This is a genomic window from Saccharothrix obliqua (assembly GCF_019375475.1).
Classification (GTDB): Bacteria; Actinomycetota; Actinomycetes; order Mycobacteriales; family Pseudonocardiaceae; genus Actinosynnema; species Actinosynnema obliqua.
Window position 1 is genome coordinate 560030 of the sequence record NZ_JAHXGQ010000005.1, and the last position, 12080, is coordinate 572109.

Annotated in this window: 9 protein-coding genes; 4 read left to right on the forward strand and 5 right to left on the reverse strand. The window is 73.1% G+C overall.

Going from position 1 to position 12080, the window contains the following annotated elements:
* The first annotated feature begins 115 nt into the window (after positions 1 to 115).
* Together panB and pip are read left to right on the forward strand one after the other, a co-directional pair.
* Positions 116 to 973, forward strand: a complete 858-nt coding sequence (panB, locus tag KZQ38_RS19460; protein WP_219443520.1) for a 3-methyl-2-oxobutanoate hydroxymethyltransferase — start codon at positions 116 to 118, stop codon at positions 971 to 973.
* A gap of 90 nt (positions 974 to 1063) precedes the next feature.
* Positions 1064 to 2002, forward strand: a complete 939-nt coding sequence (gene pip / locus KZQ38_RS19465; RefSeq protein ID WP_219443521.1) for a prolyl aminopeptidase — start codon at positions 1064 to 1066, stop codon at positions 2000 to 2002.
* Between the two features lie 3 nt (positions 2003 to 2005).
* Here the strand turns inward: pip and KZQ38_RS19470 are convergent, their stop codons facing one another.
* Genes KZQ38_RS19470 through KZQ38_RS19490 form a run of 5 tightly spaced genes read right to left on the reverse strand, consistent with a single transcriptional unit; the run spans position 2006 to position 6544 of the window.
* Complete coding sequence (locus KZQ38_RS19470) at positions 2006 to 2758, reverse strand: helical backbone metal receptor (protein WP_219443522.1); 753 nt, start codon at positions 2756 to 2758, stop codon at positions 2006 to 2008.
* Complete coding sequence (locus KZQ38_RS19475; protein ID WP_219443572.1) at positions 2758 to 4167, reverse strand: RNB domain-containing ribonuclease; 1410 nt, start codon at positions 4165 to 4167, stop codon at positions 2758 to 2760. Before KZQ38_RS19475 ends, KZQ38_RS19470 begins: the two co-directional genes overlap by 1 nt.
* Before the next feature lie 28 nt (positions 4168 to 4195).
* Complete coding sequence (locus KZQ38_RS19480; RefSeq protein WP_219443523.1) at positions 4196 to 4381, reverse strand: hypothetical protein; 186 nt, start codon at positions 4379 to 4381, stop codon at positions 4196 to 4198.
* A gap of 31 nt (positions 4382 to 4412) precedes the next feature.
* Positions 4413 to 5909, reverse strand: a complete 1497-nt coding sequence (locus tag KZQ38_RS19485; protein ID WP_219443524.1) for an MFS transporter — start codon at positions 5907 to 5909, stop codon at positions 4413 to 4415.
* Entirely contained in the window at positions 5906 to 6544 is a 639-nt protein-coding gene (locus tag KZQ38_RS19490; protein WP_219443525.1) for an LppX_LprAFG lipoprotein, read from the reverse strand. Before KZQ38_RS19490 ends, KZQ38_RS19485 begins: the two co-directional genes overlap by 4 nt.
* Before the next feature lie 143 nt (positions 6545 to 6687).
* Here KZQ38_RS19490 and glnA point away from each other — a divergent pair, with 143 nt between their 5' ends.
* Positions 6688 to 8031, forward strand: a complete 1344-nt coding sequence (glnA, locus tag KZQ38_RS19495) for a type I glutamate--ammonia ligase (RefSeq protein WP_219443526.1) — start codon at positions 6688 to 6690, stop codon at positions 8029 to 8031.
* Positions 8032 to 8087: 56 nt separating this feature from the next.
* The gene (locus tag KZQ38_RS37170; RefSeq protein ID WP_219443527.1) at positions 8088 to 11741 is read left to right on the forward strand and encodes an FkbM family methyltransferase; all 3654 of its coding nucleotides are present in this window, start codon (positions 8088 to 8090) and stop codon (positions 11739 to 11741) included.
* Positions 11742 to 12080 lie beyond the last annotated feature (339 nt).

The following is a 12080-nucleotide window of genomic DNA, read 5'->3' on the forward strand; positions in this document are numbered from 1 at the left end:
AGGTGACTCGCAGACCGCGCACATCCGGTCCGGAGGGTGTCACTCTGGGCTGGTAACCGTGCAACGACGCCCGGAGACCCGCGATGGGGCGGGCTTCGAGGGAGGACGGTCGACGATGACCTCTGCCGAGGTAGCCGCGCCTTACGGCGGCGGGGCCAGTGCACCCGCCACGCCCACCAAGAAGGTGCGCATCCACCACCTGCGTGAGCTGAAGGAACGCGGCGAGCCGTGGCCCATGCTCACCACCTACGACATGTACAGCGCGGAGCTGTTCGACGAGGCGGGCATCCCAGTGCTCCTGGTCGGCGACTCGGCGTCGAACAACGTCTTCGGCTACGACACGTCGCTGCCGGTCACCGTGGACGAGCTGCTGCCGCTGGTGCGGTCCGTGACGCGGTCGGTGAAGCGCGCGCTGGTCGTGGCGGACCTGCCGTTCGGCTCCTACCAGGTGTCCGTGGAGCAGGCCGTGGCGACGGCCGTGCGGTTCATGAAGGAGGGCCGCGCGCACGCCGTGAAGCTGGAGGGCGGCCGGCACTTCGCGCCGCACATCGAGGCCATCGTCCGCGCCGGCATCCCGGTGATGGCGCACATCGGCTTCACGCCGCAGAGCGAGCACCAGCTCGGCGGGTACCGCGTGCAGGGCCGCAACGACGCGTTCGACCAGGTGGTGGCCGACGGGCGGGCCGTGCAGGAGGCGGGCGCGTTCGCGGTCGTGCTGGAGATGGTGACCGCCGAGGTGGCCAAGCAGGTCACGCACGACCTGGAGATCCCGACCGTCGGCATCGGCGCGGGACCCGACACCGACGCCCAGGTGCTGGTCTGGCAGGACATGATGGGCCTGCGGCGCGGCAAGTCGCCCCGGTTCGTGAAGCGGTACGCGAACGTGGCGGACGTGATGCTCGGCGCGGCCCGCGAGTACGCGGCCGAGGTGAAGGCCCACCAGTTCCCGGGGCCCGAGCACACGTTCCACTGATCGGCTGATCCCCGGTTGGGGCGGTCGGCCCGGTCCGACGGCCCCGCCGGGGTGATCTTCGCCCCGCCCGCGTCCGGCAGAGTGGGGCTCATGTACCCCGAGATCGAGCCATACGACCAGGGCCTGCTCGACGTCGGCGACGGCAACCGCGTCTACTGGGAGGTGTGCGGCAACCCGTACGGGAAGCCGGTCGTGTTCCTGCACGGCGGTCCCGGCGGCGGCAGCTCACGCGCCCACCGGCGGCTGTTCGACCCGGCCGCGTACCGGATCGTGCTGTTCGACCAGCGTGGTTGCGGGCGGTCGACGCCGCACGCGAGCGACCCCGGCGTGGACATGTCCGTCAACACCACCTGGCACCTGGTGGCCGACATGGAACGGCTGCGCGAGCACCTGGGCGTCGACCGTTGGCAGGTGTTCGGCGGGTCGTGGGGCAGCACGCTCGCCCTCGCCTACGCCGAGTCGCACCCCGACCGGGTCGCCGAACTGGTGCTGCGCGGTGTCTTCACGGTGCGGCAGCGGGAACTCGACTGGTTCTACGGCGGCGGCGCGGGCACGTTGTTCCCCGAGCTGTGGGAGCGGGTGGCGGCGCTCGCCCCGGACGGCGACGTGATCGGCACGTACGCCCGGCTGCTCGCCGACCCCGACCCGGCGGTGCACGAGCCGGCGGCCGTCGCGTGGAGCGTGTGGGAGGGCTCCACGGTGACGCTGCTGGAGCGGCCCGAGCTGGTGGCGGCGTTCGCCGAACCCCGGTACGCGCTCGCGTTCGCCCGCATCGAGAACCACTACTTCGTCCACCGCGGCTGGCTGGAGGAGGGCCAGTTGCTGCGGGACGCGGGCAAGCTCGCGGGCATCCCCGGTGTCATCGTGCAGGGCCGCTACGACGTGGCGACACCCGCGATGACGGCGTGGGAGCTGCACCGCGCGTGGCCCGATTCGGAGCTGGTCGTGGTGCCCGACGCGGGTCACGCCTACGACGAGCCGGGCATCCTCCGGGCCCTGCTCGCCGCCACCGACCGCTTCCGGCCCTGACGGTCAGCCCGCGAGCGCGCGGGCCAGCTCGGCGCGTGCCGCGACCAGCGACGGCCCGTACCAGGTCAGGTGCCTGCCCGACACGTGCACCGGGCGCAGCCCGGGGAAGAACTGCGGACCGTCGTCGGGCGTGAACAGGTACGGCTCGTCGGGCAGCACCACCAGGTCGGCGTCCCGGGCCCGCAACTCGTCCAGGGTCGGGCGGGGGTAGCGCTCGGCGTGGTCGGCGTAGGCGTTGACCACGCCGAGCCGGTGCAGGACGTCGCCGGCGAACGTGTCGCGGCCGAGCACCACCCACGGCTTGCGCCACACCGGCACCACGGCCCGGAACCGGGCGGGTTCGACCACGCGCCACACCCGCTCGGCCTCGACCAGCCAGTCCGGTTCGACGTCCCACGCCGTGCCCAGCAGCCGCCGCAGCGATTTCAACGCGGCGGGCACGGTGGCCGGCGCGGCGGTCACCCACACCGGGACGCCGTCGGCACGCAGCCGCGCCACGTCCTCGGGCCGGTTCTCCTCGCTGTTGGCGAGCACCAGGTCCGGCGCGAGCGCCAGCACCCGGTCCACCGCCGGGTACTTGGACCCGCCGACGCGTGCCGCGGACAGGTCCGCCGGGTGCGTGCAGTAGTCCGTGACGCCCACCAGCACGTCGCCGACGCCCGCGACCGCCTCGGTGAGCGACGGCACGAGGCTCACCACGCGGCGCGGCGCGGTCGGCAGCGGCACCGGCTCGCCCAGGTCGTCCACCGGCAGCATCAGGCGCTCACCGGCGCGAACGCCACCTCGCGCGACGCCGGGTCGGCCCGCACCAGCCGCACCCGGACGCGTTCGCCCTCGGGCAGACCCGCGCCCGTGCACCGCGCCATCACCGGTGGCCGCGTCACGAACACGTCCGCGCCGTCACCGTCGGACCGCAGCACGACCGCGTCGAAGTCCTGACCCACGCGATCCGCGAGCACCCACGCCTCCACCTGGTCGAGGCACGCCCGTTCGACCTTGCCCGTCACCGCGTCCGAGCCGCCCATCACGCCCGGCAGCCGCGGCAACGCCCGCCGCACCCACTCCGGCACGTCCTGACCGGCCGTCACCGCGAGGCACACCTCCGCGGCGAACCGGTCCACCAACCGCCGCAACGGCGCGGTCACGTGCGTGTAAGGCGCGGCCACCCCGGCGTGCGTCGTCACGGCCGGGATCTCGCCGTCGAAGACCGTGTACCCGGCGCCGCGCAACAACCGCGTGGCGTCCACGAACAACGCCAACGACTCCGGTCGTATCGGGTCCAGGCCCGCCAGCAGCCGCGCCGGCGTCATCCCGGCCGGCCACGGCACGCCGAGCGCGGCGGCGGAGCGCCGCAACGCGTCCACCGCGCCGTTGTCCGCGTCCGGCAGCGTGCGCAGCACACCGACCCCGGCGTCCAGCATGATCCGCGCCGCCGCCATGCCGGTCAGCAGCGACACCTCGGCGTTCCACGCGTCCACGGCCGATCGCGGCCGGACGACGAGCTGCCACCCGCCGTTCCCGTCGGGCTCGACCTCCTGCTCCGGCAACCGCAGCTCGACCGCGCCGCGCTCGACGGCACGCTCCCGCCGCAGCCGCCCGAAGTCGGCCAGCGCCGCCACCGACGGGTGCGGCGTGCCCGCGTCGAACGACGCCTGCACGCCCTCGTAGTCCAGTTGCGCGGTGGAGCGCACCACAGCACGTTGCACCCGCACGTCCGCCGGTTCGGCGTCCGGCCCGCACTCGAAGGTCCACAGCACGGCCGGGCGGGTCTGCGACGGCAGCAGGCTCGCCGCGCCCTCCGACAACGACGTCGGGTGCAGCGGCACGTTGCCGTCCGGCAGGTACCGGGTCTGCCCGCGCCGCCGGACCTCCGCGTCCAGCGCGCCGTCCGGCTCGACGAACGCACCGAGGTCGGCGATCGCGTACCGCACGCGGAAACCACGGCCGACGCGCTCCACGAGCAGCGCCTGGTCCAGGTCCTTCGCACCGGGCGGGTCCACGGTCACCAGGGGCAGCGCGGTCGCGTCCACGCGCCCCGCCGCCACGTCCCGGCCGACCGCCCGCTCCGCCTCGGCCAGCACGGCGGGCGGGAACTCGGCGGGCAACCCGAACTCGGCCCGGATGCCGGCGAAGTCCAGGCCCGCGCGACCGGTGCGGATCACCATCGAGGCCACGTCTGCACCCTAACCCCGGCTACTCGTCCCTCCACTCGCGGTCGGCCTCGTCCTCGGCCTCGGTGCGCCGCCCCGCCAGCTCCAGCGCCCGCCGCGCGGTCGCCTCGTCCGGGTACGGCCCCATCCGGTCGCCACCGCGACACCCGACGCCCTTCTCGGCCGTCTGGTGCGTCAGGCAGTAGTACCAGGCATTCGGATCACCCATGCCTCCAGGCTGACATGCACCGCCGCGCATGTCATGTCCGCTCGACGGGCACCCGCGCGGGCAGCAGCACCGCCACCAGCGCACCCGCACCGCAGACCACCGCGGTGATCAGGAAGATCTCCCGGTACTCGGTCAGCAACGCGTCGGTCAACGCCCGCTGGTAGTCGGCCAGCCGCCGCGCGTACTCCGCCGCGGGCACCCCGAACGGCAGCGGCGTGTCCAGCTCGGCGGTCAGCTCCCGGAACCGGTGCAGCCCCCACGCGGACAGGGCCGCCACCCCGACCAGCATCCCGGTCATCCGCGCCACCACGACCGCCGCCGACGCCACCCCGTGCCGGTCGGCGGGCACGACCCGCAGCACCGCCGCCGACACCGGCGCGATCACCAGGCCCAACCCGAGACCCGCCACCACCAGGTCCCGGTGCAGGACACCCGACGCCACGTCCGCGGGCCACCGCGCCATCAACGCGTACGCGCCGCACGCCACCGCCATCCCGGCCACCGCCACCCACCGGTCGCCGACCCGGCCCGCGAGCCACCCGCCGAGCACCGCGCCCACCGGCAACGCCACCAGGAACCACGCGAGCAACGCGATCGCCGCGGTCGCGTCCATCCGCAACACGGTCTGCGCGAACAGCTCCACGTCCACCAACGTCACCATCAGCGCCGCACCCGCCGCCAACGACACGCCCAGCGCCGCCGCGAACGGCCGCGCCACCACACCCGCGGGGTCGAGCAGCCGCACCGGCGACCGCCGCTCCCACCACGCGAACGCCACCAGCGCCACCGCCGAAGCACCCAGCACCGGCCAACCCCACGGCGGCAGCACGGCGTGCCGCGGGTCCGGGTTGTGCAGGCCGACCACGAGCAGCGACAACGCGAGCGCCAGCAACGCGCCGCCCACCAGGTCGACCCGCACCGGCCGCCCGCCGCCCGCCGGCACGGTGCGCCGCACGACCAGCGCCGCGACCGCCGCGAGCGGCAGGTTCACCCAGAACACCCACCGCCAGCTCTGCGGTTCCAGCGACTCGGTCACCGACCACGCGTGGAACAACGACGTGACGCCGACGCCGTACAGGGTGCCCAGCACGCTGCCCAGCTCCTGCGCCGCGCCGACCACGCCCAACGCGCCCGCCCGCCCCCGCTCGTCCCACAGGTCGCCGACCAGCGCCATGGTCACCGGCAGCAACGCGCCACCGGCCAGGCCCTGCACGACCCGCCCGGCCACCAGCACCGGCAGGTCGCCCGCCAGCGCCGTGACCACCGAGCCGACGGCGAACCCGGCCAGGCACAGGTTCAACACGAACCGGCGCCCGAGCCGGTCGGAGAGCTGCCCGAGCAGCGGCATCCCCGCGACGTACCCGAGGAGGTACCCGGTGACCACGGGCGTCGCGCGCTCCAGGTGGTTCACCGGGACGCCGAGATCACGCACCACGTCGACAAGGACACCGACCACCACGTACGCGTCCAACGCGCCCAGCAGGACGGCGAGAGCGCCCGCGCCTATCGCGAGCCGGCGGGACGTCACCGCGGCGGGGAGACGGTGAACGACTTGTTGAAGTCCGACAGCCCGATGGCGACCTTCGCCCCACCGGACAGCTCGAACACGGCGTCGGTGAGCTTGTCGTCCTTCAGCGAGAACCGGCCACGCACGTCGTCCCCGATACCCGGCACCAACCCGGCGACCACGTCCTTCGGCACGGTCGCCTCCACCACGGCCGCGCCGTCGCCCGCGCTGACCGTCTTGGCGCCCTCGGCGCGGTCCAGCACCTTCGCCACCCCGCGCTCGGGGTCGAGGATCGCGGTCGGGTCGTACACCTGGCCCGCCAGCGCCGCGGGGAGCTTGGTGAAACCGCCGGTCGGGCCCTTGACGTACAGGTCGCGGTCGACCAGGACGTACTCGACCTCCAGCAGCTGGCCGAACTGCTCCACCTTGGCGCGACCCTTCGACTCGCCCTTGGCGTTCAGGTCGCCCTCCGCGTCCTTCACGGTGACATCGGGCAGCTCGCCGTCCACCTTGACGGTGAAGTGCGTGCTGTCCACCGACCGCATGGCCGCGGCGGACTTGTCGAGCAGTTGCGCGCCGTCCGGCAGGTCACCGGAGGACGTGCAGCTCGCGAGCAGCAGTGCGAACGCGCCTACCAGGACGCGGCGACGGGACATGTGGGGGATCGTAGGTCCACTTCGGGCCGGAACTGTGCCGAACCACACCGCCACTCCGCGTGACCTGGGCGTTGTACCCGGCCGACCGCCGTTGGCACGAGTCGCCGACGCGCGGTCCACCGGACTTACCTAGGCTTCGTGCCATGAACCGCCAGCAGGAGTTCGTGCTCCGCACCCTAGAGGAACGGGACATCCGGTTCGTCCGGCTCTGGTTCACCGACGTCCTGGGCTTCCTCAAGTCCGTCGCGGTGGCCCCGGCCGAGCTGGAGGGCGCCTTCAGCGAGGGCATCGGCTTCGACGGCTCGGCCATCGAGGGTTTCGCCCGGGTGTACGAGTCGGACATGGTGGCCAAGCCGGACCCGTCCACGTTCCAGGTCCTGCCCTGGCAGACCCCGGACGGCGCGCACTACTCGGCCCGCATGTTCTGCGACATCGCGATGCCCGACGGCTCGCCGTCGTGGGCCGACCCGCGGCACGTCCTGCGGCGCTCCCTGGCCAAGGCCAGCGAGGCGGGCTTCACCTGCTACGTGCACCCGGAGATGGAGTTCTTCCTCCTCAAGAGCCTCCCGGACGACGGCAGCGAGCCGCTCCCGGCGGACAACGGCGGTTTCTTCGACCAGACCAGCCACGAGACGGCCACGCACTTCCGGCGGCACGCGATCGAGGCGCTGGAGGCCATGGGCATCTCGGTGGAGTTCAGCCACCACGAGGGCGCGCCCGGCCAGCAGGAGATCGACCTGCGTTACGCCGACGCGCTCACCATGGCGGACAACGTCATGACGTTCCGCTACCTGGTGCGCGAGGTGGCGATCACGCAGGGCGTGCGGGCGAGCTTCATGCCGAAGCCGTTCACCGACCAGCCCGGCTCCGGGATGCACACGCACGTCAGCCTGTTCGAGGGCGACCGCAACGCGTTCTACGACGCCGAGGACCCGTACCAGCTCTCGGAGACCGGCAAGGCGTTCGTCGCGGGGCTGCTGCGGCACGCGCGGGAGATCTCCGGCGTCACCAACCAGTGGGTCAACTCCTACAAGCGGCTCATCGTCGGCGGTGAAGCGCCCACAGCCGTGTGCTGGGGCCACGCGAACCGGTCGGCGCTCGTGCGCGTGCCGATGTACTCGCCGGGCAAGTCGTCGTCCCGCCGGGTGGAGATCCGCTCACTGGACTCGGCGTGCAACCCGTACCTGGCGTACGCGGTGATCCTCGCCGCGGGCCTGAAGGGCATCGAGAAGGGCTATGAGCTGCCACCGGCGGCGGAGGACGACGTGTGGTCGTTGACCGACCGCGAACGCCGTGCCGCCGGCTACGACAACCTTCCGCAGAACCTGGGTGAGGCGTTGGCCGAGATGGAGAACTCCGAACTGCTGCCCGAAGCGCTGGGCGAGCACGTGTACGACTTCTTCCTGCGCAACAAGCGCACGGAATGGGACGCGTACCGGCGCAGCGTCACGCCGTACGAACTCCGCACCCTCCTCCCGGTCCTGTGAGGCAACCGGTGCGGGTGGTCCACACCGGGCAGTCGGAGAAGCTAGGTTTGCACACCGTGACCGAGGTGCCCGCGAACCCGGAAGTCCGCCCCGACCTCATCGCGTGCACGGTGGCCACGGCCGCCGAGCTGCCCGCCGTCAAGGTGCTGTCCGGCTCCTTCCTGGCCAACCACCCGCAGGCGCGGTTCGTCGCGCTCGTGGTGGACGCCCTGCCGGAGAACTCGGGACCGGGCCTGATCACCCCGGCCGACCTCGGGGTGCGCCCGGACGAGCTGGCCGAACTCGCGACCGGCTGCACCGCCGCGCAGCTGTGCGGCCTGCTGCGGCCCCGGCTGCTGGAGCAGCTGCTCGGCCAGGGCGTGCCCGTGCTCTACCTGGACCCGTGGGTCCAGGTGCTGGGCTCGGTGGCGGAACCGGTGCTGGCGGCCGTGCGCCGCGGCCCGCTGGTGCTGCTGCCGCGCGCGCTGCGCCCGCTGCCCGACGACGGCCTGCGACCCACGCCGACCGAACTGCTGGAAACCGGCGTGTTCGACCCCGGCTTCCTGGTCGTCGCGCCCGGCGCGGAACCGTTCCTGCGCTCCCTGGAGGAGCAGCTGCGGCGCACACCGGACGCCACGAAGGCCGTGCTCGACATGGCGCCCGCGCTGGTCGGCCTGGACGTGCTGCGGGACGCCACGATCGGCCTGTCGGCGTGGAACGCGGGCCAGCGCGACCTGCACCGCACGGAGGACGGCGTGCTGACCGTCCTCGGCGAGCCGCTGCGGACCGTGCACTTCGCGGGCTTCGACCCGGGCCGGCCGTGGCTGCTGTCCGCCGAGTTCGCCGACCGGCCCCGCGTGCTGCTGTCCGAGCACCCGCAGCTCGCCGAGCTGTGCACCGCCTACCGGGCGGAGCTGGTGCGCCGCGGCTACTCGCCGACACCCGTGCCCTACGGCTTCGGCCGGCTCGCCGACGGCACACCCGTCCCCGACGAGCTGCGTGCCGACTACCGCGACGCCGCGCGGGCCCGCGCGGGTTCCGCGTTCGACCCGGCGCACTTCGTCCACGAGGACGTCCCCGAAGCGGTCGGCGTGCCGTCACCGCCGCCCGCGTTCGGACCCGACGGCGGTGCCGGCTTCGTGGCGTGGGCCTGCGAGCCCGTGCCCGGCCTGCCCGGCAGCACGCGGTGGGCCGCCGCCCTGTGGCGTGGCGACCAGGCGTTGCGCGAGCAGTTCCCCGATCCGTTCGGCGTGGACGCGGCGGCGTTCCGCGACTGGTGCGCCGGCGCGGGTGTTGCCACCGGACGCCTGCCCGTGTCCGCCGTGCCCACCAAACGCGGTGACGCGCCCGCGTTGCTCGACCAGCTCGGCGTGTCCGTCATCGGCACGGGTCCGCACGCCGAACTGCTCCAGGCCGCTGCCCGCGCGTCCGGGCTGCCCACGTCCACGACGGCCGGGTACCCGATAGTGGTTCGCGTCGACGGGCACGCGCCCGTGCCGGACGACCGGTACGTGGTCGACTACCGCTTGGACGAAGGACCCTCGTCCGACGCGCACGAGCTGTGGGTGCCGTCCGAGGCGACACGGCGCGCGGTGGAGCGCAACGGCGGTCCCGTGGTGCGGGTGCTGCCCCTGCCCGTGCGCGCGCAGGAGGCGTACGAACCGGAGGAGCGCGAAGGCGTCGTGTTCGGCGCGCTCGCCGACCACGCCATCGACCGCGAGGGCAACGTCCTGGGCGTGGTGTCCGCGTTCCTCGGCGCGTTCGCCGACCGGTCCGACGTGGCCCTGCGCATCGCCGTGACCGGCGCCGACGACCACCCCGAGGCCGCCGAGCGGCTGCGCCTCGCCACCGCCGTCGACCCGCGCGTCGAACTCGTCGCCGACCTGGGCGCGGTGGACTGCCTGGTCTCGCTGCACCGCGGCCGGGGCGACCGGGTCACCGCGGCCCTCGCCGAGCACGCCGCCCGCGGCGTGCCCCTGCTGATCTCCGACCACGGCCCGGTGGCCGAGCTGTTCGACAAGCGGTCGGTGGTCTTCGTGCCGTGCCGGCAGGGCGCCGAACCGGACGCGCAGGCGGCCGTGAAGCTGTTGCGCGCGCTCGCCGACGACCTGCCCGCGGCACGCGCCATCGGTGTGCGGGGCCGGGAACGCCTGGCCCACCGCGACGTCGTCAAGATCGGCGACCTGATGCGCGACCGCGTGGAGCACGCGTACCGGGCGTGGCGGTCGCGCCGCGCCGCGTCGAAACCCAACCCCGTGGACGACCCGATGAAGGCACTGCACTCCGCGAAGCACGCGCTGCTGCGGCAACCCGACGTGAGCGCCGCCAGTCGCACCCCGATGGCGCCGCAGCTCCGCAAGGTCGTCCTGCGCGTGCTCGACCACTACGACAACCACATGCGCGACGTGCTGACGTCCCTTGTGGACGGTGTCGAGCGGACGGTGTCGGAACTGGTGCGCCGCCAGGACGACCTGACCACCGGCGTCGGGCTCGGCGAGCTGGAGGTGCTGCGCTCCGAGGTCGAGCAGCACGTGGAGCAGCAGAGCCAGTTCGCCGACCAGCTCATGGGCCTGGACGACGGTGTCGTGCGGGTGCGCGCGGACATGGCCGGGCAGGGCAGGCGACTGCGGGAGATCGAGGACGCCGTCGTCGCCGAGGCCGCCAAGCGCGCCAAGTCGAGCGACGCGCTCGCGCAGCGCATCGACAAGCTCGCCGTCGCGTTGGAACGCACCCTGGACCGGATCGACACCCTGGAGTCCAAGGTGGTCGAGGTGCTCCGGGACCGGGACAACCGGCTGGACGCCGGCCTGCGTGCCGCCGGCCAGGCGCAGCAGACCGCGGACGCGTTGCGGCGCGTCGTGGTGCGCGAGCACGAGCGGCACAGCGAGTCCGCGCCCGACGTGCGCAGCTCGCTCGTGCTCACCGAGGTGGGCCTGCTGCGGTTGCCGTCCGACGACGCGTTCATGCTGCCGATGCTGTCCAGCAACGGCGTGTGGGAAGCGGACCTGTCGGAGCTGATCGACTCCGTGGTCGAGCCGGACGGGATCTTCCTCGACGTCGGCGCGTACGTGGGCTACCAGACCGTGCGGATGCTCAGCCGGTTCGGCGCCGCGGGTGCCGTGGTGGCGGTCGAGCCGTGCCCGTCGTCGCGGGCGCTGCTGCGGCACAACGTCGAGGTCAACCTGCCCGAACGCGTTGCCGAGCGGCTGGTCGTGGTCGACGCGGCGGCGTGGGAGAGCGTCGGCGAACTCGCGACGCAGCCCGCCCTCACCGGCGGGGTGGCCGTCGCGCCGCTGCCCGACGACGCGCCGGAGGACGCGCCGCGGGTGCGTGCGGCCCGGCTCGACAAGGAGCTGGAAGCCGTGCCCGCCCTTCAGGGGATGAAGCTTTCCGTCGTGCGGGTGGACGCGCCGGGTCGTGGTCACCGCGCGTTGGCCGGCCTGGTGCGCCGGCTGCGCCGGGATCGCCCGCACGTGTTCCTGGACTTCTCCGCGTCGGCGACGGAGGCGTTGGGTGACGACCCGGTGACGGTGCTCAAGGAGTTCCGCGTGTGGGGCTACGACCTGGTGCCCGTCGCGACTCGCGAGGTCGCTTCACCGGAGCAGATCGTGGCCGCGATGGCGGGGCTGCGCACCGTCACGCTGTGGCTGCGTCCGCGCCCCGTGCAGGCCCCGGCACCCGGCCCGCAGGTGGCGGTACCCCTCCGGCAGCCCGCTGACCAGGCGATTTGACTTCCGGTCCGCCCCTGAGTAACTTTTGTCGAGTCGCCAGCAAGACCCCCGGAACGAGCGGGTTGACACCGCGAATCGGGCCGGGTAGAGTGTTGCGACGTCAAGCTCCTCAAGCGAATAAGCGGCCACAGCGGCTGCCTCGGTTCGGGAGCACAAAGCAAACTGAATGCGAAGTGACTTCGTCGCGGAGCCGAGAAGCCGAAACGGCCGATTTGACACCGCGAAAACGAACGAGCTAAGCTTCAAACACAAGCCCCGGAATGAACCGCGGTAAAACGCGGAACAAGATGGTGAGCGCGTGTTCCTTGAGAACTCAACAGCGTGCCGAATAGCCAGTAA

What these genes read in the sequence shown, in the direction of transcription:
- panB (WP_219443520.1), top strand. Translation starts at nt 116, where the DNA reads ATGACCTCTGCCGAGGTAGCCGCGCCTTACGGCGGCGGGGCCAGTGCA.
- pip (WP_219443521.1), top strand. Translation starts at nt 1,064, where the DNA reads ATGTACCCCGAGATCGAGCCATACGACCAGGGCCTGCTCGACGTCGGC.
- KZQ38_RS19470 (WP_219443522.1), bottom strand. Translation starts at nt 2,758, where the DNA reads ATGCTGCCGGTGGACGACCTGGGCGAGCCGGTGCCGCTGCCGACCGCG.
- KZQ38_RS19475 (WP_219443572.1), bottom strand. Translation starts at nt 4,167, where the DNA reads ATGGTGATCCGCACCGGTCGCGCGGGCCTGGACTTCGCCGGCATCCGG.
- KZQ38_RS19480 (WP_219443523.1), bottom strand. Translation starts at nt 4,381, where the DNA reads ATGGGTGATCCGAATGCCTGGTACTACTGCCTGACGCACCAGACGGCC.
- KZQ38_RS19490 (WP_219443525.1), bottom strand. Translation starts at nt 6,544, where the DNA reads ATGTCCCGTCGCCGCGTCCTGGTAGGCGCGTTCGCACTGCTGCTCGCG.
- glnA (WP_219443526.1), top strand. Translation starts at nt 6,688, where the DNA reads ATGAACCGCCAGCAGGAGTTCGTGCTCCGCACCCTAGAGGAACGGGAC.